The organism is Microcoleus sp. T3_A4 (assembly GCF_036700465.1).
GTDB lineage: Bacteria > Cyanobacteriota > Cyanobacteriia > Cyanobacteriales > Microcoleaceae > Microcoleus.
Genome location: NZ_JAUBOY010000009.1, coordinates 1 through 23645, shown reverse-complemented (window position 1 = coordinate 23645; position 23645 = coordinate 1). Strand labels below are relative to the sequence as shown.

Genomic DNA, 23645 nt, shown 5'->3' with positions numbered 1-23645 from the left:
ATTACGTCAAATGAAAAGCTATTTACATAGGCATCTCCCGGCGTATCGCCACCAGTGATATTACCAAAGCTGAAGGCAGAGGCAGGTGCTGCGGAGACTGCACTAACAGCGGCGACACCGGCAACAGCTAAAATAGATTTGACTAAGTTTAATTGGAATTTCATGGTTGATACCTTTATTTTTTAAGTTGACTGGAAGCAGGTTTTTTTCCTTCACATATTCAATCTAAAGCAAAGCACAGGTTAATGCAAGTAGGTTTGATAAAGATTCGATGAAGATTGGGAATAAGCTGATTGGATTTAGGCAAAATGCCTAAATTGATGGCTTCTAGCTAGCTATTTCCTATGGCGTGCATCAAAAAATAGGGGTGCTGCCATCCGGATTTTAGTCCTGACTTTTCTCTCTTTTAAAAAGCTATAACCCACCTTCCTAACCTGGGTTTTCACACAGCAGAATTACTGATAAAAGTGTTTTAAAGCTCTATTTTATGCCCTTCAAAAGTTTTTTATCCGTTAATGTACGGTAGAAAAGTTTAAGTGAGAGCTTGATTGCTGGGTAAAAATAAGTAAATACCGATGGTGATAGTGGAAACTGCGGAATGTGGGCTATAACTCAGGACAAAATCTTGGATCATATTCGGTGCGTCGATTCTCGCTTTCGGATTCGGCAACCAGCGCAATTTAGACTTATATATTGCACCATTACCAAGAACCGGCTTTGGGGCCGGTTCCACAAAGAATGAGTTTTCTTGTGGGGAGTAGGGGGTGGGCAGGAGAGACCGCCCAAAACAGGCTTGTTGATCATGGTGCAACATCTCAATTTAGAGACCAATGGTTTCGGTGCTCGTTATTATCTGTGACGCCGGAACTTTGACCGACTAAAGGGACGACTCGACTTTCTGGGACATGGTTTTGGGAACACCTTTACCGTCGGGGCTGTTTCGGGGCAACCACGGGGGGATTGCCCCTAGGGAAAACCAGCCTTTTGTACGGGTCGTGCCAAGAATGCCGACCCATCCAGAATTTGTTAGGCATTTGGTGGGATTGGGGCAGCCCCTACAAGAGAATGAAACAGCCCTGCGTCTACCGTAGAAGGCGCGGTGGTCGTTATCTAAAAATGTTGGGACTAATAATTCTATTTCTGGGTCTGCTTTCGCTAAAAATTGGTTAATATTATTTTTCGCAAAAAGCTTGATGCCAAGATTTAACGGCGTGACAAGCAAGTAGAAAGAGTTTACGCAGTAAAGGTTTGAGTAGCTTGTCATCAAAAAAAAGAGTTAAAAACCTGTTTTTCTTGAAATTCTCCTCTAGTTGCTAAGCTGTTACGCATCTAAATTGTATTTTTGGGCGGGCGGGACGCCCACCCCACAAGAATTTGCTCGAATTTGATAGTCAAATTTAGATGCGCCTCAGCTTAACCATTGCTATTGGGCCGCCACAATATCCTGTTCGGAAATGCCCAATTCCGCTGCTATCTCGAAAAGGTGCAATCTGGATAATTCCCCTTCATCCTGTCGGCGCGCGATCGCAAGCTGTAAAATACCTTGAGCATCCTCTCAACCGTAAACTGGACTTATTTGAGTTTCAGGAGTTGCCATAACGAGTTTCCGATAATTTCCGAAATTATTTCTCTCACCGCAGTTAAACCGCAGGTAGGAATAGGTGGCCGATTTCAACACCATTTTAAGAACAGGCTTTCCGGCCTGTTCCACAATAAGTAGACTCTGTTGTGGAACAGGCCGGAAAGCCTGTTCCCGATCCAGGTACAACATACCAATAACTAACCCAAAGTATACATCCAGCCATCCCTCGCGCAAATCCTCACAATTCCGTCCCAAACTACAGGCGTCGCCTCAAATGACAAACCCGGCTTAAATCTCCCCGATTCTATTACTTTCAAACGGTAAAACTCCCCTTTAGCATTTTTCAAAGCATTCTGATCCCCCGACTTCGCTCGTTCCCAATTCAAATTGAACAAATAAACACCGTTGTATCCCGCACTGATCAGTTTATTGCCATCGGTAAAAATCGGAGTCGAAATTGAAGAACCAATGGCTTGTTTAAATACTATTACCGGAGTATCGTAAGACTGGTTTCGCCAAGGCACAAAAGTTTTTTTACCTGTAATCATATCTTGGGAACCGATGTACAAATTGCCGTCGAGCGCATTTGTAGCAAACAGCGCCGGAAACTCCCCTGAATTGTACTCGTCGTTCAACGCGATCGAACCAATTATCCCGCCTTCCCAGCTAGAAAGTCGGCGATTTCCAGTCGGCAAAAACCATTCTACACTGGCATTCGGTTCCTTGTTGGGATTCAGCTTCAGCACTCCGCCGTTGCCCTGAATGTATTGTTTTTCAATGGCACAGAACAGTTTACCTGATTTAGAAATTACAGCACTTCCATCCAAATCTGAACCAGTATAGAAATCCCAAACTATCTTTTTAGTGGCAATGCTAATACCGTAAATATGACCGGAACCAGCAGCTATAAATATTCTATCCTTGAGCCTTGATGGCGATGACTCCGCTACCAAGTTGCCGCCGTGCTTCCTGATATCTGCTGCTGCATAAAGCTGTACTTCCGACAATATATTTGGCTGCTTGATGCCTTGTTTGATTTTTGCATTGCTTGTGGAACTATCGAGAAAATAGCCGATCGCATTTTCCCCCGCATTGAACAAAACTCCACCGCCGATGTCCAAAGCGCTGCTGTCATTATCGCGGCTGTAGCTGGGCGTTTTCCTGATGTCCAATTTCCAAAGTTCCTTGCCAGTTCTAAAAGATATTGCCCTAAAACTCGGCACGACACTTTTGCCACCACCGCCGCTGCGGCTGCCTTGCAAAATCACAATTCTGTTTTCGGCGCTAGCTTTTTGATCGATATAAATTGTTGATGAACCTTTGATTACATCATCAAATTTATAGCGCCAAACTTCTTTATTAGTAGCAATATCTATTTTTCGCAAATTGTGGTCATAAGCACCTATAATTAAATAAGTTTTTCCCCCGTCTCTGGTAATTGTCGGCTGTCCTGTCCAACCGGCACCGCTCCAAACTACAGACCGCTTTCCCAGAAAAGTCCGGCCGCCGCCTAGTTGAAATTTGTCGATTAACTTCAAGCTTTTCGGAACACCTCTGCCGTAGAACCGACGCTTGTCGTTACCTAAAAAGGTCGGGACTAATAATTCTATTTCTGGGTCTGCTTTAGCCAGAAGATTGTTAAGATTAGTGTCTAATAAAGCTTGCTCCGAGGATTCAGTTTGGCTCAGTTTGAGAACAGCAGGAGGAACAGCAGCACTCAGCAAAAATTTTCCTAGGTGTTGATTGAAGGTTCTCCGAGATGATAAGCTCATATTAGATCGAGATAATCAGCCATAATATTAAAACATAATTATCAGCAACAACTCAACTAAAACATCTCGCGCTAAACTGCTATAGAACTGACAAGCTTACTCAGCACGAGTTAAAGTGGATTTGATTATGGTCAACCGTCTTGCTCAATCCCAAAGCCTTTACCTCCGGAAACACGCCGAAAATCCGATCGACTGGTGGCCCTGGTGCGACGAAGCCCTAGAAACGGCCCGAAGCGAAAATAAACCGATTTTCCTGTCAATTGGCTACTCGAGCTGCCACTGGTGTACGGTGATGGAAGGGGAAGCATTTTCCGATCGCGCGATCGCCGAATACATGAATTCGCATTTTATACCGATAAAAGTCGATCGTGAAGAACGCCCGGATATCGACAGCATTTATATGCAAACCTTGCAAATGATGACCGGTCAAGGCGGTTGGCCACTCAACGTTTTTCTCACTCCAGACGAGCGAGTTCCCTTCTACGGAGGCACTTATTTCCCTGTAGAACCGCGCTATGGACGGCCGGGATTTTTAGAAGTTTTGCAAGCAATTCGCCGCTTTTACGACACAGAAAAAGGCAAAGTAGAAGCCTTCAAAGCAGAGATTTTAGGCAATCTCCAACAGTCTGCCGCGCTGTCAGGAGTAACCGCCGAATTAAATCGCGAACTCTTCCAAAAAGGCTTAGAACTCAACACCGGAATTATTGCCGGCAACAACCCCGGCCCCAGTTTTCCGATGATACCTTATGCTGAGCTAGCACTGCGGGGAACGCGATTTAATTTTGAATCAAAATACGACAGCAAACAAGTCTGCACTCAGCGCGGATTAGACTTAGCATTGGGCGGCATTTACGACCACGTAGGAGGCGGATTTCACCGCTATACGGTTGATGCGACTTGGACTGTCCCACACTTTGAAAAAATGCTCTACGACAACGGTCAAATTGTTGAGTATTTAGCGAATTTGTGGAGCGCGGGAATACAAGAACCCGCTTTTGAAACTGCGATCGCGGGGACAGTAGAATGGTTGAAGCGAGAAATGATTGCGCCAACAGGCTATTTTTATGCTGCACAGGATGCGGACAGCTTTAACACTTCTGAAGAAGTTGAACCGGAAGAAGGAGCATTTTATGTCTGGACTTATGCCGAACTGGAACAGCTATTAACTGCTGAGGAATTGGCGGAAATTAAAGCACAGTTTACTGTTAGTCGCAGCGGCAATTTTGAAGACCAGAATGTATTGCAGCGCCGCCACCCAGGAAAACTGAGCGACACGGTAGAAGCGGCTTTAGCTAAACTTTTTGCTGTGCGTTACGGTGCCAAACCCGATAATGTAAAAACCTTTCCGCCAGCCCGCAACAATCAAGAAGCTAAAAACGAAAGTTGGCCGGGTAGAATTCCCGCCGTTACTGACACGAAAATGATTGCTGCTTGGAATAGCTTAATGATTTCGGGTTTAGCCCGCGCTGCAGCGGTTTTTGGAAATTTGGAATATCTGGAATTAGCTGTGAAAGCTGCTAATTTCATGTTAGACAATCAGTGGACGGATGGGCGGTTTCAGCGGTTGAATTATGACGGACAATCTGCTGTTACCGCGCAGTCGGAAGATTATGCTTTGTTTGTGAAAGCTTTGTTGGATTTGTATCAAGCGAGTTTGACTTTAGGCAATGGGGAAGAGGCACAACAGTTGCCGAATTCTCAGTTTTGGTTGGAGAAAGCTGTGCAGGTGCAAGAAGAGTTTGATGAGTTTTTGTGGAGCGTGGAATTGGGAGGATATTACAATACTGCTAAGGATGCTAGCGGAGATTTGTTGGTGCGGGAACGCAGCTATATAGACAATGCAACTCCGGCGGCGAATGGAATTGCGATCGCCTCTTTGGTTCGCCTCGCACTGTTGGGGCAAAATTTGGAATATCTCGATCGCGCGGAGCAAGGTTTGCAAGCTTTCAGCAGTATTGTACAAGATGCTCCCCAAGCTTGTCCTAGTCTACTTTCGGCGATCGACTGGTATCAGCATTCTACCCTGATTCGCACGACTCCCGATCGAATTTCTGGCTTAATTTCGCAGTATTATCCGACTGCTGTGTGTCAGATTGAGGCTGATCTGCCTGAAGGTGTTATCGGGTTAGTTTGCGAGTGTTTGACTTGCAAGGAACCGGCGAAAAGTCAAGAGAGGCTGTTGGAGGAAATTTTGCAAAGTCAAACGCGGGTTTAGTACCAATACTGTCTATATTATTTAACCGCGAAGACGCGAAAAACGCGAAGGAAGAAGGAGGAAGCAGAAGGAAGAAGTATATTATCTCCTACCGGGAAGGAATCGCATCTTCAGTCTGCCCCTCAATCTTCCAAAGAATCTCAGTGACTTCAGTCCGCTTGAGTGTCAACAAATGCAAATACTTTCCGGCGGCACGGCAACTCGAACGCTGTCGCCGACTTGGTATCGCTGCAAGTCATCTCTGTGCAAGTTTTGTCGGCGAAGGGCGATCGAACTTTTAGCAGTCAACCGCACTGTATAGCGCGTGTCAGTGCCAATATAAATAGCCTCTTCTACTATTCCCGGCCAGCTATTTTCAACATCATAATTAGCCGGATAAATAGCAGCTTTTTCCGGCCGCAACACCAAGGTGACAACTTTCCCAGGGGGGATATCTTCGGCTGTTGCAACTAACACGGGCAACTGCTGGTCAACCAACACGATTATGTGATTGTTTTGCTTTTCTACTACTTGCCCGCTTAAAAAATTGCTGTCGCCAATAAAATCAGCAACAAACCGCGTTTTAGGATATTCATAAATATCAACAGGCGTGCCTACTTGTTGCAGTTGTCCTCCATCCATCACTGCAATTCTGTCCGACATTGTTAGTGCTTCTTCCTGATCATGAGTCACATAAATAAACGTAATTCCCAATTTGCGCTGCATTTTTTTTAATTCTAATTGCATCTCTTTACGCAATTTTAAATCCAGCGCTCCTAGGGGTTCATCCAACAGCAAAACAGACGGCTGTTTGACTAATGCTCTGGCTAGTGCTACTCGCTGCTGCTGTCCGCCTGACAGTTGGCGGGGATAGCGTTTTTCTACATCGGTTAACTGTACTAATGCTAAGGCTTCAGCAACGCGATCGCGAATTGTTTTCTGAGGCAAATTCTCCATTTCTAACCCAAAAGCGACATTTTGTGCTAGTGTCATATGCGGAAATAAAGCATAGTTTTGAAATACCGTATTTACTGGGCGGTGAAACGGTGGGCGATTTTGCATCGGTTGGCCGTGAATGTAAATTTCGCCGGCTGTGGGAATTTCAAAACCGGCAATCATTCGCAAAGTTGTAGTTTTGCCGCAGCCGGAAGGGCCGAGTAAAGAAAAGAATTCTCGATCGTAAATTTGCAGGTTGATGTTATCAACAGCTAAGAAATCTTGACTGCGGGCACTTTTAAATATTTTGGAAACTTCTAAAACCTCGACAGAGTGCATTGTGTTAGTATGTGTGACTAATAAAAATCTGAGTTCGAGTCCGGTTGAACTGATATCTTGCACCAGTCTCAATTACTGGTTTAGGAACGGGCAAGATGCCCGTTCCACAAGAGATTTAATCTTTGTAGAACAGGCATCTTGCCTGTTCTTGAGAATGGTGCAACTCCAAAACAAGCTAAAAAATTAAGTAAACCAGCCCCGGCAGAAACCTGTTTTATATCTACTTTCCAGCCCCTGCTTTAACTTCAGTCCAAGCTCGATCGTACAATGCAGTTGCTTTCCCGACATCCTCCAATAATTTCATTTTGCCAAACACCTCAGCCGGTGGGTAAATTTGAGGATTGTTCAAATCTTTCGGATCGATTAAACCTTTATCAATTGCTGCTTTGTTGGGCGATCCGAAGTGGGTAAAATTGGAAATTTGGGCGCCTACTTCTGGCTGCAAAATAAAGTTAATAAATTTCTCCGCTAACTCTTTGTGGGGCGCACCTTTCGGAATAGCCATATTGTCAGAAAAAATGATTGTTCCTTCTTTGGGAATAGCGTAACGGAGATTAGGATTTTCTGTCATCACTTGGAAAATATCACCGCTCCATTCCATTGTCAAATTTACTTCTCCTTGATCTAGCATATTTTGCCCGGTGTCGGGGACAAAAGCTGCAATGATATTTTTACTTTTAATCAGCAAATCGCGGGCTTTGTTAATCTCTTCGGGATTGGTTGTATTTGGGTCAAATCCTAAATACATTAAAACTCCTGCTAATGTGTATCTGGCATCGTCTTGCCACGCGACTTTTCCGGTATATTTCGGGTCGAACATCACCCCCCAACTGTTAATTTCTCTCTGGATTGTTTTCACATTGTAGCCAATTCCCATGGTTCCCCACTGGTAGGGCAGCGAATATTTATTTCCTGGATCAAAAGCTTGATTTATAAACTTAGGTTCTAGGTTCTTTTGGTTGGGGATATTGTTTAAGTTCAGCGGCTCAATTATATTTTCTGCGATCATGATTTTCACCATGTAATCGGCAGGAAATATTAAGTCGTAACCGGGGTTTCCCTGTTTGAGTTTGGCATAGAGTGCGTCGCTGTTCTCGAAAGTGTCGTATTGAATTTTAACATTGTTATCTTTCTCGAATTGGGCGATCGTTTCTGGGGCGATATAACTTGCATAATTGTAAATGCTGAGCACTTGCTGTTGGTTGCCACCTGTGGGGCTACAGCCGAAAGCCACCGTTGCACTCATCAAGAACAAAAGTAGGAAAGTCAGCAGGCGTTTCATAGGTTTTGTTAGTTGCAGACAAAAATAATTATGGCACAGAAAGCAATTATTTTAACTTTTCTGAACTTTTAACGATGATACAACCAGCAACAAGGAAGCCAACAACATCAAAGTTGAAATGGCATTAATCGCTGGTGTCACTGAGAATTTTATCATGCCGTAAACAAATAATGGTAGCGTCATGGAACCGACGCCAGTGGTAAAAAATGTCACGACAAAATCATCCAGCGACAGAGTAAAAGCCAGGAGTGCCGCGCTGAAAATAGCGGGCCAAATTAGAGGGAGAGTGATGCGCCAAAAAGCCCGCCATTCGTTAGCGCCTAAGTCAAAAGCTGCTTGTTCTAATTGAGGATCTAGTTCCGCCAAACGCGCCCTGACAGTAATAGTCACAAAGGAAATATTAAAGACAACATGACCGATAATTACGGTAGGTAAGCCGAGATTGAGGCGAATTCCAGTAAGATTTTCTACGATGCGAAATACTAGGGTAAAGAAAACTAGCAGCGAAATGCCGATCGTAATTTCGGGCATAATAATCGGCAAAAACAGTAAAGCTTCTACTGCTTTGCGCCCCGGAAAATGAAAGCGTTCCAGTGCTAGCGCGAGCATTGTACCAAAAACGGTTGCTAACACAGTCGAAATAGCTGCAATTAGCAAGCTGTTGTTGAGTGCTGTCCAGATTCCGGCGCTGCTACTCGTAGCAATCGTCGCGCCTGCATTGCTAAACAAACTGCGGTACCAATCGAGGGTAAAGCCGCGCCAAACGGCATTGAATCTGGAGGCGTTAAAGGAGTAAATAATTAAGATGAGAATTGGCAAGTAAAGGAAGGCTAATGCTAGTACAGCTTGTACCCAAAGCCACTTTTTGCCGATCGCCCGCACGAGTAAATCTAGTTTTTTTTTAGTCATTAGTCATTAGTTATTAGTCATTAGTCATGAGCGCATCTTAACCTAAACGCAGGGTGCAACGATTTGTGTACACCTTACCTTATTGAGTTTCGTCAGACACGCGGAAGTAAATTAACACAGGAATCAATATGATTACCGTCAACAGCATAGAAAGCGCCGAACCAAAAGGCCAATCGCGGGCTTTCATAAACTGATTTTGAATCAAATTTCCCACCATCACTGTTTTAGAACCACCCAATATATCTGGTGTGATGAAAGCGCCGACGGCGGGAACAAAAACTAAAATCGAGCCTGCAACAATACCGCGAGTTGTTAAGGGTAAAAATACGCGCCAAAAAGTGCGAATATCATTTGCACCTAAATCGTGAGCGGCTTCTACTAATGAAAAATTGAAGCGTTCTATGCTAGAATATAAAGGCAGAACCATGAAAGGTAAATAGCCGTAAATAAGACCGATCGCCACAGCGAAAGGCGTAAAAAGCAAGTTTAACGGTTCGCTAATAATTTGCAGGCTTTGCAAGGCTGTGTTAACTACTCCTTCGCTACGCAGCAGTATGATCCAGGCGTAGGTTCTCACTAAAAAATTAGTCCAAAATGGAATAATTACCAGCAAAAGCAAAGCATTTCGCCAGCGAGGAGAACGGGTGGCGATGAAGAATGCTAGGGGATAGCCAACTAACAAGCAAGTGGCTGTTGTTAGAAAAGCCAGCCAGAGCGATCGCCCAATTACTCCTAAGAAAAGTCCACTGAACAAACGCTGGTAGTTGCTGAGAGTAAATATCCAAGTAACACCGCCGTAAGTACCGCGTTCTAAAAAACTGTACAACAGTACAATTAGCACGGGCAAAATGAAGAAAACCATCAGCCATGCCGTAGCGGGAAATAAGAGCAGCAACAGGTTTGTTTGCTGGCGGTTTTTGACACTCATTATTCACTCAAGCGAAATTTAGCACATAATCCAACACATTTTATATCAAATCCGGATTTTATGAATTATGTCATCATTAATAAATTATCCAGAGGTACGCAATGTCAGCAGAATCGTCAACCCCAAAAATAGTCGTCGTCGGTGCAGGATGGGCCGGTTTAGGCGCTACCTATCACCTAGCACAGCAAGGCTATGATGTCACCCTGCTAGAAGCAGGCCCTTATCCGGGTGGCTTAGTTGCAGGGTGGAAAACCGCCGGCGGGCGTTCCGTAGAAGCCGGCATTCATGGCTTCTGGTATCCCTACAAAAATATCTTTTCCTTAGTCAAGGAATTAGGACTAGATCCCTTCACGCCTTGGACTCGTTCTTGTCAGTATTCACCCGCCGGATTGGAAGTAGAATCGCCGATTTTTCAGGACGAACCGCGCCTTCCCACACCGTTAGGAACCTTTCTTTATACCAGATTTAAAAGACTGCCATTAGTCGATCGGCTTTCAGCCTTGCCCTTACTCTATGCCGTCCTAGATTTCGACAATTCCGACGAAGCTTGGCGCAGGTACGATCGCGTCACAGCCCGCGAACTATTCAAACAGTTTGGCGTTTCTGCAAGACTGTACCGCGATGCTTTTGAGCCGATGTTATTAGTAGGTTTATTTGCACCAGGAGAACAATGTTCGGCCGCCGCAGCTTTGGGAATGCTGTATTATTTCATATTAGCCCACCAACCGGATTTTGATGTAGTTTGGTGTCGCGGAACTGTGGGAGAAAAAATCTTTCGTCCCTGGGTCGATTGCCTGGAAAAACTAGGGGCAAAAGTATTGACTCAGCGGCGAGTTACTGACTTAGTAGTTGACAGCCACAACAAAGCAACAGGCGTTGTTTGTGGCGAAGAAACCTTCGCTGCAGATGCTGTTATTTTTGCAGTTGGCGTCACGGGAATGCAAAAAATAATCAGCAGCAGCCCTGCTTTGCAAAGTCGGCAAGAGTTTCGGGACGCGATGAATTTGGGTGCAGTTGACGTGTTAGCTGTTCGCCTGTGGTTTGACCGAAAAATTGACATTCCACTGCCTTCTAATGCCTGTTTTGGATTTAGTTCAACTACAGGCTGGACGTTTTTTGATTTGAATGCTTTGCACGACGAATTTCGAGACGAACCGGGAACAGTTGTGGAAGCTGATTTTTATCACGCAAATCAATTAATTCCCCTGAAAGATGAGGAAATTGTTTCCTTAGTTCAGCGGGATTTAGCCACTTGCATCCCCGCTTTTGGGGAGGGCCAAGTAATTGACAGCAGCGCGATTCGGCTGTCGCGGGCGGTGACGCATTTTGCTCCTGGCAGCTATCAGTATTTGTTGCCTGCGGTAACAAGTTATGATAATGTATTCATGAGCGGCGATTGGGTTGTGACCCGCCACGGTTCTTGGTCGCAGGAAAAGGCTTATGTTACTGGTTTGGAGGCTGCCAATTTGGTAATTTCGCGTTTCGGAATCGGAAACAAAGCGGCAATTATTCCCGTGGAAGCTGACGAACCGCACATTCAAATCGGGAGAAAGATTAATCAGTTTACTCGCAGTTTGACTAAAACTTTCATTCCCGATTTTTGGCTGCCATAAGAATAAGGAAATTCGGCAACGGATGCGGTAAGGCATTTAACGGATGTCAGGAAGAAGGGGGATTCCCGTCTGGTTAGCTAAGAGGCCGATCGCACTAAAATGACTGTACAGTCGCACCCGCGCGCCACAGCTTCCGGGATATTCCCGTGAATCACCTGCTTCAGCAGCCCTTCACGGCTCGCTCCCAGGACGATCGCATCGCACTGATCGTTCTGAGCCAAATCAATTAAAGCATCAGAAACCGATTTAGCGCAAACCGAAGTCGCTATTATCGAACAGCTAACCCGGCGCTTGATAAACTCCGCTGCTTGCTTTAATTCTCCGCGATCAGGTTCTGCAACAGAAGGCTGATGAACCTGACACAATTTAATCTCCGGTACAGCACTCGCAGCCACCAAAGCAGGTAGCAGCCGCAAAGCCGCAGCTTGCTTGTAACTGCCGCGAATAGGCACCAACCAGCGATGCAAACCCATCAGCGTGTGCAGTCCCAATTCTGGCCCTGGAAGGTCTGAATTCGGCGGGGAAAGTTCCGTCTCTGGAGTCGCTGATGAATCTGAGGATATCGCCAATGCGGGATTATCTGCACCATCAACTCCTTCGGTATTGAATTCCCATTCAATAGACGTATATTTTCGCCCGCTGAAAATGGGGGAAAACTCATTTTTCTTGCGTGTTGCTAATAGTTTTTCGCTCCACTTCACCAAAATAACCTCGCAGCCTGCTTGCCGAATTACGGTATCCACCACATCGCCAAAAATGCGTCCTTTTGTGGAAAATTCGCCTTGCCAGCCCATCAAAATTGAATCGATATGCCGCTCCTTTATTGTCTCCAAAATCGCGTTAGGCACGTCGTGAGCTACCCGTATTTGGGTGTGTACCGGCAAGTTCCAATTGCGAATTATTCGCTCTGCTTGTTGTAGCAGGCGGCGGCTTTTGGTTGTCCGCACTGCGCTTTCTGAGGGGGAACTGTTGCGCGGTACTATGATGATTTGCAGGCATTCTAATTCGTAATTACGATCGCGCGCAATCGCCGCCGCCAGCCGCAGCAAAGCGGGTGCTGTTTGGGGGTTGGAAAGCGGCACTAATAAGCGGCCGTTTCCGACTTGCGGAGCTCTGGTTTGATAGACAACATAGGAAGGTTCTGGATGCGGGCCCTGGGTTGTTTCTCCGCTGAGGCGATCGGATTCAACTCGGATAATGTCGCTGCGGGTAATAATTCCCACCAAACGCCGACCTTCTACCACTGGCAAACGGCTGATATTGTAGTTGTTGAGCCTGTACAATACCTCGCTTAAAGTATCGCTTGCTTTGACTACGATCGGCTGTACAGTCATAAATTCTTTGAGCAGGGAGTTGCCGGACAAATTGCGCTCGCTAGCATTTACTAAATCGGTTTGACTGACAATTCCGACTAATTTGCCATCTTCAACTACTGGAAAGCCTCGGTGGTGCGATCGCGAAAAAGCCTGCATCACTTCATCGAAAGTCAGCAGACTCGAAAGAGTTTCAACTCGGCGCTGCATCACGTCATCTGCGTGCAAGTCGCTCAAAGTATTGCTCGCAGCTTTTGCCTTTGTCAGTTGAATGCCGTTAAACTCCAAAAGGCGATCGTACAAAGAGCCACTGTCCACCTTTTCCGCGACCAAATAAGCAACTACAGAACAGATCATCAAAGGCAGCACTAATTTGAAATCCGCCGTAATTTCAAACACAATCACTACCGCAGTAATCGGCGCCCTAGAAACCGCGCAAAAAAACGCTCCCATTCCCGCCAAAGCGTAAGTTACCGGCAAACCGACACCCAGGGAATCTGCCTGCACAATGCCCACCATGTGACCGAGTGCAGAACCGAGAACTAGGGCAGGAGAAAACAATCCTCCCGGAGCTCCAGAAGCAGCGGAAATAATTGTCAGAAAAAAGTGAGCTACAAAAGCAATTAAACTTGTTATCCCGCTTGCTTCGCCCGTCAGCATAAACTCCCGTAAACCCGTATTATCGCGGAAAGTTGCTGGAAGAAAAGCTATTACTGAACCGCAGATTAGACCAGCTAGAGCCATTCGCACAGGCAAAGCTAATTTGAGCGATCGCCTGTTAAATTGCAAGCTAGCAATAATCCCTTTGGTGAACAAAGCTCCCAGCAATCCCGCTAAAACTCCTAACAGTATATAAAACGGAATTTCCTGAGCATCAAAACTGGTTTGGTACTCGCGAAGGTTCAAATTTAAACTATCGCCGCCCAAAAGCTGCGAGACAACTGCACCGATAAATGAAGCAATAATTGCAGTCCCTAAAGTCAATCCCGAAACGTCGTGCAGGAGTTCTTCAACTACAAACAAAACTCCTGCAATGGGAGCATTGAAACCAGCAGCCAATCCGGCAGCAGCACCGCAAGCAATCAATTGTCGGCGGTAGTCTGGGGAAGTAGGCATCAAGTGACCTATCCAGCCAGCCAAAGATGCTCCTATTTGCACAGTAGGCCCTTGCCTGCCTAAAGTTAAACCGGAACCAACTGCTAAAATAGTGGTCAGAAGTTTGGCTACAGCTACTCGTAAATCTAAGGAAAGATTGACTCCGCCGAGAGCAGCTTTGACGTGAGGAATGCCGCTGCCGGCAGTTTCGGGAGCAAAACGCTCAACCAAGAAACCTGTCAGCAACCCGCCCAATAAACCGACGGCGGGCAGTAATATCCAAGCTGGAATTACTGTCGAGGTAGCAACTCGCCAACTGCCGAGCCATCCGACTCCTGACTTTAGCAAAACGCCTGCCAGTCCTGCCACCAAGCCGATCAGACAAGCTTCAAAAATAGCGAGGCGTTTCGGCCGTAAAAACAGTTGAGATTTGATGACCCTGGAAGGTTCCCTAAATTGTTTAGGGATAGTTATGTACGGCATAAATAGCGTAGATGACCTGAGAATTGTCTGCTCGATCGCACTTTAGCGAAAAATCCTTCGATACTTACCTAAAATCTGCTGTAATTCCGATGCTACCGGATTTGATATCAATCTGGGATTTTTTTACCTTATAGCCTCCACCAGCGTTTTTAAATCCGGCACTTCTAAATCAGGCTGGCCACTGGCCGGCAGTGTCGCGCAAAATCCTGTTTTTTCGTGTCTGCGATTTACCCAAATATATCTCGTGACTTGACCGCAATTGTCTCAAGGCTAGCAGTATTCCCCTTTCCCCATCTCTCAGAGTGCCGTAGCAGTCAAAACTCACTACTGAAAATTGATTAAATTCAAGCATAGTTAGCTGCGAGTTTAGGGTTGATATTCCGCAAAAATTTCAATTTTTCCGACAATATTTTGATTGAATTGAGCCAATTCTTCTGCAGGAATCCAATATTCTTGGTGAATCGAACTGCCCACATTTTGAACTGGATATTTTTTTAAGAATTCTGTCGCCACCCGAAAGCGCGTGACATAGCCGAAATATCCCGATGCTGCATCTCTTGTATTCCAATCTCTCGCGATTTGTATGGCATAGGCTTTGTGAAGTACGGGATAAAAAGTAGGCTGAAAGGATAAGCGTGGCGGAAATGCCATAAAATCGCTTTCTTTAATCAGTTCCATTTCTTTTTTGCCGACGGCTCGGAACAGCGTTACTGTCTCTTGATCTGATATATTGATATTTTTAAACCAAGCTTTCCAACCGTCCCAATTGTGAACTATTTTCGCCAATTCAGCGTAACCGGCGGCGCGGGGATGGGAAACGTCATTTTCGGTAAGTTCTTTATGCCAAATTTCCGAGTTTTGCAGCGGGGTGCAAACATCTAAATAAGGCACATTTAACTCGTTGCAAACTTGGGAAAAGTGTTCAGATAAGTTGGCAATCCGCCTTGTGCGATCGGCATCGATAACTGGCGGTGGCCCTACCATTAATACTGGAAATATTTCTTGGGCTGACGTGAGAATACAGCGAGCATTTTCAATTGATTTTTCAACTTCTATGCGATTTTTTTCGTTTTCTCGGTAAGTGTCGTTGACGCCAAAGGAAAATACTATTCTGCCATCGCCGTAGTGAGGTAAGCGGCGAGAAACTTCGTTGAACCAACGAGTTTCTATATCGGCACTGGTTTCTCCCCTTATTCCTAAATTGTAGTAGGTAATATCGTGTCCTTGTCCGCAAGCGGCCGCGCAAATCCGTCCTGTCCAACCGAGACATTTGGGATCGCAAGTACCGTTTACAAAAGAATCGCCGATAAAACAAATACGCATATTATGTATGGGAAGTGGGAATTGTTGACTGTTGACTGTTGACTGTTGACTGTTGACTGTTGACTGTTGATTGATGATTGATGACAACTGACTACTAACAACTGCCAACTTCCAACTGACTACTAACAACTGCCAACTGTCAACTACCAACTAACTTTAATTTTTGCCGATGACGGACAATCCTTCTACAATTACAGACGGTGTTTGGCAAGAACCGTTCCACTCGGAGTCTCCTCCCAATTCTACCAATTGTTTGAGGACGTTATAGACATTACCAGCTACCATAGTGTCTTTGATTCTGCCGACTATTTGACCTTTTTTGACTCGGTAGCCGAGATCGACATTAATTGAAAAATCGCCGGAAATTCCAGCACTGCCGCCAAGCATTTGATCTACTACAATTCCGTCGTCTAATTTAGCGATTAAATCGATTAGCGAAAGCGAACCTGGCTTAATCAAAATATTGAACAAACTCGGCGTGGGATAGCTGCCCAAACCAGGGCGAAATCCGTTGCCGGTGGTGCCACTGCCCAAGGCTCGACCGGTGGTGCGATCGGTATAAAATAGCTGCAACACTCCGCTGTTGATAAAGACGATCGCCCGAGTGGGAGTACCTTCGTCATCAAAAGGACAGCTATAGGGCCCGATATCCGGCTGCTGCGAGAGGGTGACAAGCGGCGATGTCACTTGTTGGCCTAATCGATCGCTCCAAGGCGAAGCGCCTTCGAGTACCTGTTTGCCGTTCAACGCCGCACAGACAGTCCCCCACAGCAAATCGGCTGCTTTGGCTGTAAATAGCACCGGCACACGGCCCGTGGCGGGAGCAACATTATCTTTTGCCCATTCTAAACGCTGCAAAACCCGCTTGGCGCTCGTGTTTAAGTCGAGGGTGCCACGTTCGGTTTCGCCTTCCCAAATGTTGAGGAAATCTTCTCCCCGCACTAATTCTGCTGACAAGTAACCGCTGAGGGTGGTGTCGGTGTGACTGGAATCCAAGCCTCTGGTGTTCACCAAGCGGGTGCTTTCGATTTCGCAGTCGAGTTCGGCGGTGCAGAGGCTTTCGGGATAAGCTTCGCGGACGATCGCGATCGCCTCTTTGCCCCAGTTTACTAGCTGTTCGGCAGGCACCGACACTCCGCGATCGGGATAAACAACTTTCTCACCGGTGCCGAGTTCAATGGTTTCCGGTTCGTTAAGTTGCGAAAGCGCGATCGCCCTGTCCACCAAAATTTGCAGTTCCACGGGCCCGTAGGCCACCGCCAAACCCGGCCGCCCATCCCGCCACAGCCGCAGTGCAATGCCTTCTGCTTGGGCAGTTTCTAGCTGTTTGAGGCGGTTTGCTTCAAAAAAGACCGGCCGTGAGAGCGATTGCGATTCCAATACCTCAGCAGCTTCTGCACCTGCTTTGGTGGCTAGTTCTAACAGTTGTTCTGCTGATTGGTGATTGGTCATTGTTGTCGGTGGTTGGTAATTAGTCAGTTGGCAGTTGGCAGTTGGCAGTTGTCAGTTGGCAGTTGTCAGTTGGCAGTTGGCAGTTGTCAGTTGGCAGTTGGCATTAGTCAGTAGTTATTAGTTATAGCCTTTCTCAGTAACATGAGATGCTCGTAGAGCATAGGCCTCGCGGGTCTGGGACTGAAAAGCATACCTCAATTATTTGAGAACCGCTATATGAGTTATTCGTTATTAGTCAATCTAGCTGTTAACTCTAGACTAAATAACGGTAGATTATTAACTGCTACTAACAACTGACAACTGCCAACTGACAACTGCCAACTAACAACTGACAACTGACTGATGACTAATGACTGATGACTAAATAGTTAGTTCGTGCAGCAGCCAAAATCCTGCAAAAGATTCCGATTCGGGATTCGACTGAATTGCTAAAAAATGTACTTTTTTTGCTTGGTTTTTAGCTGCTTCAAATCCTTTCGCTTCTCTCTCAGTTGCTGCGTCTCTGAGATTAGCTAAAATCCAGCGATCGTTAGCTCCCGTATCTAATACCAGCCTAGCAGGTGGGCCGCTCTCAAATTTTAGGAAAGCCAACTCCAATCCCGACATCCAACCTGCCAGGGCTGTGGCTCTCGACGAGTAGATAATTAGTCCCGGAATTTGGGTTTCTGGGGCGAGGCGTGTCATCGGCAGTCCAAAAGCTTCGCCAAATCCGATATCCCACTCGGACATTTCGTCAAAAGCTGCGATCGGCAAACTCACAAACGCCCATTTTTCCCCGATTAAAGCATCCGGCAGCGCAACTGGCGTTTCTGGTACAAATTGAACGCTCGGGTTCACGACCGGTTGATAGCCCGGTTCGGCGGGATAAACGTCTTGCATCCGTTCTTCCAGCCACAGGCTAAGGGCCAGGGTGCGGCGGCTGCAGGCGGCGGGAATGTCCAAGTCATCGCAGGCTTTAGTAATCATGTTCGCCATTTGGCGGCGGAAAAAGCGGATTTTTTCGGGGCGTTTCGGTGCTGCGGCGATCGCATCTTTAATAGCACCCGCCAGCCACAGGGAATTTACGGTAGAACTGGAGCAGAATTGCGAGTAGCGAAACAGAGATTCGGCCTTGTCGCCTACATTCAGCGGGCTTTCGCAGATCAACACTTCCCATTTTTTTTTCTCTCGCTCGTCTATGATTGGACGGCTGTAAAAGTCGAGTTCCCAAATAGTAGCCATGCCGCGCTGTTTAAAATTAATCCTTTATCATGTTACCGGACAGCGGGCAAGTTTCTGATTCTGACAATTTAAGGCTGATTTTCAATCGCGGGCGATCGCACTTTCCCTCATATTGCCACTTTCCCTTGCAGCTTCCCGTGTAATTTTTGGCAGCAGTGCACAACCGGAAGCATTAGCAACTCCTCGGAGAACTGTCGCGGAGCAATCTCAACACGCGATCGTTTGTTAAACTTGTGCAAGCCACGGAAAACAAACAGTATAGCTTGATTCCATGAGACAAATCATTCTCGAAAAGATTGTTTCCACCTTAGAACCTTTAGATTTTGTTCTCGCTTTGTGGCAAGGAGGTTCAGCAGCCCACGGATACACCGACGAGTGGTCAGACCTCGATATTGCGGTTGTGGTTGAAGATAACTGCGTGGAAGAAACATTGGATATTGTTGAAAAAACCCTCGCCGAAATTGCCGAAATCGAACTCAAATATCGAGTTCCCGAACCCGCTTGGCACGGTCAATCGCAGTGCTTCTGGCGGCTCAAAGAAACCCCGCCGTTTTTGCTAATTGATTTCGCCGTTTTTCGGCGCAGCAGCCGCAACGATTTCCTGGAAATAGAGAGACACGGAAAAGTGCCGATCGCCTTCGACAAAGTTAATCTAATTGTACCGCATCCTGTCGATATAAGCAAACATTTATCTACAATGCAGTCGAGATTCAACGACCTAAAAATCCGTTTCGATTTGCTGCAACCTCTGGTTAAAAAAGAGATTTATCGCGGACATTTAGTAGATGCGATCGGCAACTATCACAATTGGACGCTTCTACCCTTAGTCGAACTGTTGGGCATGATTTACCGTCCCCACAGATACGATTTTGAACTAAAATATTTCAGCCGAGACTTTCCGCCCGAAATAGTCGATCGCGTTGCACCCCTTTTCTGCATCGCCAACCTTGAAGATTTGGCAGCAAAACAGCAAATAGCTGAGGCTTTCTTTGCAGAAAGTTTACCGCTTGCACAAGCTGAGTTTTCCTCTGACAATGCCCTAACACTACCGCCCTAGGCTCAAAGTTTCGTCCCGAAAGCGATTAATATAGTATTATCAACTTATATCTTGCACCATTGTGAATACTCCTTTTTTGAACAGGCAAGATGCCTGTTCCACAATAAAATCTACTCTTTGTGGAACGGGCATCTTGCCCGTTCTTGAGAAAGATGCAAGATGTGAGCTCAACTTTAAAGATTAACATCCCATGACAAAACTCAGCGTCAACATCAACAGAATTGCCCTCCTCAGAAACTCTCGAAACATAGGCATTCCCAGCGTTACCGAAGCCGCAAAAACAGTAATTGCTGCCGGAACTCATGGCGTTACAGTCCATCCCCGCCCCGACGAAAGGCATATCAAAGCTGCCGATGTTTACGAATTAGCCAAAATGCTAACCGTCGAGTTCAACATCGAAGGAAATCCGTTTCAGCCGCCATTTATGGATATAGTTTGCGACGTAAAACCGGCTCAGTGTACCTTAGTCCCAGACGCTCCAGACGTGCTAACATCGGATAGCGGTTGGAATATTCCCGAAAATCGCGATCGGCTCTTACCAATCATTGAAAAATTAAAAGACAATGGTATCAGAGTCAGCTTGTTTATGGAGGCAGATGCTGCTCTCATGCCACTAGCAAAAGAAGTTGGAGCAGACCGAGTAGAACTGTACACGGAACCCTACGCAACTGCTTTTCGCGAAGGTAGAGTAGAATTTGTTTTTCAACAATATGTCTTAGCAGCTCAAGCCGCTCAATCAGCAGGTTTGGGAGTGAATGCCGGACATGATTTAAATTTGCAAAACTTAGCTAAATTTTGCTCTATTCCTGATATACTCGAAGTATCAATTGGTCATGCTTTAATTGCGGAAGCGCTAGAAATGGGGTTGTCCAAAACAGTAGAAGCTTACCTAAAAATTCTGGCAGGTTCGTAATACAAATTAACCTTGTCTGGTAGGGCAGATTTGGCAGTGATAAACCCGTTTGTATCAGAGAGTCTGACTAAATCTGCCCTAGGAAAATACAGGATCAAAACTTACGAAAACCCGGGTTGGACGTGCTACAAATATGGTAAGGTGCGGTTTGCAGCGCCCTACATAATTAGGCGATTGTCAAAAACGAAGTAATACGAGGGGCTGTAACCCCGTGGGGGTCTAGCAGTTGTCTAGTAGTAAGGCAGAGCCAGAATCCAAAACACCGGGTTTTTTGGGTGTGGGCATTTTTTTAACAAGATCCTGGGAAACAGCTTTAATTTTCCTCGACCCAATTACTAATATTCTCTGATGATATTATGCGTAGGTAGTATCATTGAAATGTCCGGAAAAACAGAGCCTACTACTTAGCTCCCGCACTGCCAATCTGCTACCATCAGGTTTTGTGCAAGTACGGGATATTTACGTGTATCCTCTATGCTGCTGTAGCCTCTGTGCGATCGCCAGATTTAATCCGGTGAAAACAGGCAAACACAAGTAACCATATACAACTCCTTACCCCCCCTCAGAAGTGCGACATGAAAAAACTAATTTTACTGACTGGAATGCTACTCATGATGACGGCAAAATCAGTATTTGCCAGCCCAGTAGCCCCCAAAATTGCGCCGAGCGAGCTGATGGCTGCCTCGGAAATTACAGAAACCCTTAACAAATCCGTTACCTCTGAATCAGTTTCAAACCTCGAACCAATCAAGCGAATGTCAACCTCGGAAATCCGAGAAACCATCAACCAACCCACCACCTATATTTTTGAAGGCATCAAAGGGCGAGAACTCACTCTCTCGCTGTGGGCGGGACAACTGACAGCCGAACTGTACAGTCCCAATGGTGAAAATATGGGGGTTATTGAAAAATCAGATAATCAGTGGATTGGCCAGTTGCCAGAGTCAGGTATCTACCGCGTGCGAGTTACCCCCAAAGGTGAAACCACCAGCTTCGTACTAGGACGCGACTTTAACGCCAAGTGGACTTATAGGCCCGATCGCGCAATTCCCATAGCATTCAAGGAAAAACAAGCCACAGTCAAACTCAAAATGTCCGGCTACCAAATCCAGCCTATCACGGTTCAAGGCAAGCAGGGACAGACAATTAGGGTCACAGCTAGCACCAAAAATCTAGATCTGGCGATCGAATCTCCGTCGGGACAACTCCTGGATCAAGGCGAAGGTCAAACTTTTGCTCAACTCCCCGAGTCCGGCACTTACCGGGTAATCGTAGTTGCCAAGAGGCCGGTCAAGCCCTCAATCCGAGTTTCTGTGCAATAGCAAAGATTGCAGAAATACTCTTGAGGGCGATCGAATGTGCGCCCGCCAAAAAAACAGCTCGCCCGATTGGGGAGCTGTTTTTTTGCGTAAAATCAACCTTGGATCAGCGCCTCAAAACGTTCTTGTTTCCAAATGCAGCTTAAATCCGAGTCAGCTAAAGCTAGCTCTCGGTATAAATTAGGGATCAACTCCATAGCCCGCTGCAAATTGTCAAGGGCTAAATCAGCAAATCCCAGTAGAGCATAACAGCAAGCTTTATTGTAAAAAGCGTTAGCAAAATCAGGATTTATTTCTAAAACTGTTTCGTAGCAAGCAATCGCCTCAGAGTAGCAGCCTTTTCGCGCCAATTCCACACCCCGGTTGTACCAGATCAAATAATCCTCAAAGGGACGCTCAGATGTGGGAGTAAACTTGCCATTTCTCTGATTTAAACCTACTAATTTCTCCAAAGCTACTCTCCGTTCGCCCACAGCCTCGGCTCTGCCCGGTTGTAGAGCGATCGATCGGCTAAAACTAGCCACTGCTTGTTTGTAAAGTCCCATAGAGTTCGCAGCTATACCGCGATTGTACCAAGCCTTCGCATCGTCAGGCTTAAACTCGATCGCCCGCTCAAAACTGTTGAGTGCCTGATAGTAAAGCTTGAGTTCCAATAGGGCATTACCTCGGTTGTACCACGCCCAAGCAGCCTCCGGGTACAAATTTAAACAGCGATCAAAACTCAGAACCGCCTTCTCGTAAAGCCCCATATCGATCAGCGTCAGTCCTCGGTTGTGCCAAATACTCGCCGCGCACGGACTGAACTCCAGAGCCCGGTCAAAACTATTGAGAGCCTCCAACCACTCGCCCAACTTTCCTAAAGCAATAGCCCGGTTGTGCCAGCCAAAGCTCGCATTCGGCTGCACCGCCAAGGCTTCATCAAAACTCTTCAGCGCCTCTAAGTGCCGTTCTAAATTCCCCAAAGCCATACCTCGGCCGAACCAAGCCTTATAATGATCTGATTGCAACTTCAAAGCTCTGTTAAAGTTCGCCAGAGCACCATGATCATCGTTAGCTTCGAGGTGGCGCGAACCCAGATGGTAATACCAAGCCGCTTCCAAGTTTTGGATTAAGTTCATAATATTTTGTATCTATCTTAGGGATGATTCTACATGAAACCATACCTGGAATAAAACTGTAATTCCACTAAAAATCTGAAAAATTTGATACAGGGGGATCGCCCGTACACACTGCCCGTAACAACCTCAACAATTTGCGGTCAAAACTAACTATTTTCCTCTAGTAAAAAGCTCTTTTACCTAACCGCACTCATCGTTTTTTAGAGCTGCTGCGAATCTTAACTCTGCTTGACATCTCCCCAGCCCTAAAGGGACGGGGATTCATAAGACCATAATTTAAGTCTTACAGGTGCTGACAAGTCACCTCTACCAACTCCACTAAGATCAATTCCAAGTATTGTTGCTACTTTCCGACCAATATTTGCACAGCCATTGCAGTCTGCATTAATTAGGGTTTGCTGAATAATTGATCGCAGACCACTAGCAGGAGCGATCGATATATTCAAGGTGAGTTAAATATAAGTTTGTCCTGCCTGATTTTGAGTAAAATATAAGCGCAAATTATGTTAAGTCCAAAAACAGGCATTGTTTGATCCGCTCGACATAAAAACACATAAAAAACCCGGCGCCACCAGGTAGAAAGGTTCATGACTAAAAAAGTGATAGCAATAGTTGTTTGTGAAGTATTATCAAGTTTTGCCATGATACGATTGAGACCGAATCTTCGTTTACCTTCCCCGAATTTACCCTCAATCGCATTCCTAATTCTGTCATCTTTTAATGCTTGCTTCTTTTTTTCTTTACTGACATTTACTGGAGGCCTTCCTAAAGGCGGTCCACTGATTCTAATGCCTTT

General features: G+C 45.9%; 17 protein-coding genes. 6 read left to right on the top strand and 11 right to left on the bottom strand.

The window, feature by feature from the left end; translation table 11 throughout:
- Nucleotides 1–1401: 1401 nt before the first annotated feature.
- Nucleotides 1402–1599: a hypothetical protein gene (locus QUA07_RS07125; RefSeq protein ID WP_333323683.1), complete on the top strand. Its 198-nt coding sequence runs from the start codon at nucleotides 1402–1404 to the stop codon at nucleotides 1597–1599.
- Nucleotides 1600–1779: 180 nt separating this feature from the next.
- On the opposite strand, the gene QUA07_RS07120 is transcribed toward QUA07_RS07125, so the two are convergent.
- Nucleotides 1780–3354, bottom strand: coding sequence for an outer membrane protein assembly factor BamB family protein (locus tag QUA07_RS07120; RefSeq protein WP_333323681.1), 1575 nt, complete (start codon nucleotides 3352–3354; stop codon nucleotides 1780–1782).
- A gap of 127 nt (nucleotides 3355–3481) precedes the next feature.
- On the opposite strand from QUA07_RS07120, the gene QUA07_RS07115 reads away from it, so the two are divergent.
- Nucleotides 3482–5569, top strand: coding sequence for a thioredoxin domain-containing protein (locus tag QUA07_RS07115; RefSeq protein WP_333323680.1), 2088 nt, complete (start codon nucleotides 3482–3484; stop codon nucleotides 5567–5569).
- A gap of 165 nt (nucleotides 5570–5734) precedes the next feature.
- Here the strand turns inward: QUA07_RS07115 and QUA07_RS07110 are convergent, their stop codons facing one another.
- From QUA07_RS07110 to QUA07_RS07095, 4 genes are all read right to left on the bottom strand, one after another.
- Nucleotides 5735–6823, bottom strand: coding sequence for an ABC transporter ATP-binding protein (locus QUA07_RS07110; protein ID WP_333323678.1), 1089 nt, complete (start codon nucleotides 6821–6823; stop codon nucleotides 5735–5737).
- 220 nt (nucleotides 6824–7043) lie between these two features.
- Nucleotides 7044–8105: a spermidine/putrescine ABC transporter substrate-binding protein gene (locus tag QUA07_RS07105; RefSeq protein ID WP_333323676.1), complete on the bottom strand. Its 1062-nt coding sequence runs from the start codon at nucleotides 8103–8105 to the stop codon at nucleotides 7044–7046.
- A gap of 51 nt (nucleotides 8106–8156) precedes the next feature.
- Complete coding sequence (locus tag QUA07_RS07100) at nucleotides 8157–9014, bottom strand: ABC transporter permease (RefSeq protein WP_333323674.1); 858 nt, start codon at nucleotides 9012–9014, stop codon at nucleotides 8157–8159.
- A 79-nt stretch (nucleotides 9015–9093) separates the two neighbouring features.
- The gene (locus QUA07_RS07095; RefSeq protein WP_333323671.1) at nucleotides 9094–9942 is read right to left on the bottom strand and encodes an ABC transporter permease; all 849 of its coding nucleotides are present in this window, start codon (nucleotides 9940–9942) and stop codon (nucleotides 9094–9096) included.
- Nucleotides 9943–10043: 101 nt separating this feature from the next.
- Here QUA07_RS07095 and QUA07_RS07090 point away from each other — a divergent pair, with 101 nt between their 5' ends.
- Nucleotides 10044–11555 (top strand): FAD-dependent oxidoreductase, encoded by a 1512-nt coding sequence (locus tag QUA07_RS07090; RefSeq protein ID WP_333323669.1) that lies wholly within the window; start codon nucleotides 10044–10046, stop codon nucleotides 11553–11555.
- A 77-nt stretch (nucleotides 11556–11632) separates the two neighbouring features.
- Here QUA07_RS07090 and QUA07_RS07085 read toward each other — a convergent pair whose 3' ends face one another.
- The 4 genes from QUA07_RS07085 to QUA07_RS07070 all read right to left on the bottom strand — a co-directional run bounded on the left by QUA07_RS07085 (nucleotide 11633) and on the right by QUA07_RS07070 (nucleotide 18442).
- Complete coding sequence (locus tag QUA07_RS07085; protein ID WP_333323667.1) at nucleotides 11633–14446, bottom strand: chloride channel protein; 2814 nt, start codon at nucleotides 14444–14446, stop codon at nucleotides 11633–11635.
- 366 nt (nucleotides 14447–14812) lie between these two features.
- Entirely contained in the window at nucleotides 14813–15919 is a 1107-nt protein-coding gene (locus tag QUA07_RS07080; RefSeq protein ID WP_333323665.1) for a GDSL-type esterase/lipase family protein, read from the bottom strand.
- 6 nt (nucleotides 15920–15925) lie between these two features.
- A complete protein-coding gene (locus QUA07_RS07075; protein ID WP_333323663.1) occupies nucleotides 15926–17221 on the bottom strand; it encodes a TldD/PmbA family protein in 1296 nt (431 codons plus the stop codon).
- 360 nt (nucleotides 17222–17581) lie between these two features.
- The gene (locus tag QUA07_RS07070) at nucleotides 17582–18442 is read right to left on the bottom strand and encodes a Tab2/Atab2 family RNA-binding protein (RefSeq protein ID WP_333082477.1); all 861 of its coding nucleotides are present in this window, start codon (nucleotides 18440–18442) and stop codon (nucleotides 17582–17584) included.
- A gap of 271 nt (nucleotides 18443–18713) precedes the next feature.
- Here QUA07_RS07070 and QUA07_RS07065 point away from each other — a divergent pair, with 271 nt between their 5' ends.
- From QUA07_RS07065 to QUA07_RS07055, 3 genes are all read left to right on the top strand, one after another.
- Nucleotides 18714–19499 (top strand): nucleotidyltransferase domain-containing protein, encoded by a 786-nt coding sequence (locus QUA07_RS07065; protein WP_333323661.1) that lies wholly within the window; start codon nucleotides 18714–18716, stop codon nucleotides 19497–19499.
- Between the two features lie 190 nt (nucleotides 19500–19689).
- Nucleotides 19690–20412, top strand: a complete 723-nt coding sequence (locus QUA07_RS07060) for a pyridoxine 5'-phosphate synthase (protein WP_333323659.1) — start codon at nucleotides 19690–19692, stop codon at nucleotides 20410–20412.
- 575 nt (nucleotides 20413–20987) lie between these two features.
- Nucleotides 20988–21734, top strand: a complete 747-nt coding sequence (locus tag QUA07_RS07055; protein WP_333323657.1) for a hypothetical protein — start codon at nucleotides 20988–20990, stop codon at nucleotides 21732–21734.
- Between the two features lie 92 nt (nucleotides 21735–21826).
- On the opposite strand, the gene QUA07_RS07050 is transcribed toward QUA07_RS07055, so the two are convergent.
- Together QUA07_RS07050 and QUA07_RS07045 are read right to left on the bottom strand one after the other, a co-directional pair.
- On the bottom strand, nucleotides 21827–22849 hold the full coding sequence (locus tag QUA07_RS07050) for a tetratricopeptide repeat protein (RefSeq protein WP_333082473.1): 1023 nt from the start codon (nucleotides 22847–22849) through the stop codon (nucleotides 21827–21829).
- Between the two features lie 442 nt (nucleotides 22850–23291).
- Nucleotides 23292–23645 (bottom strand): transposase (locus tag QUA07_RS07045; RefSeq protein WP_333323656.1); only part of this gene is annotated, 354 nt, incomplete at its 5' end.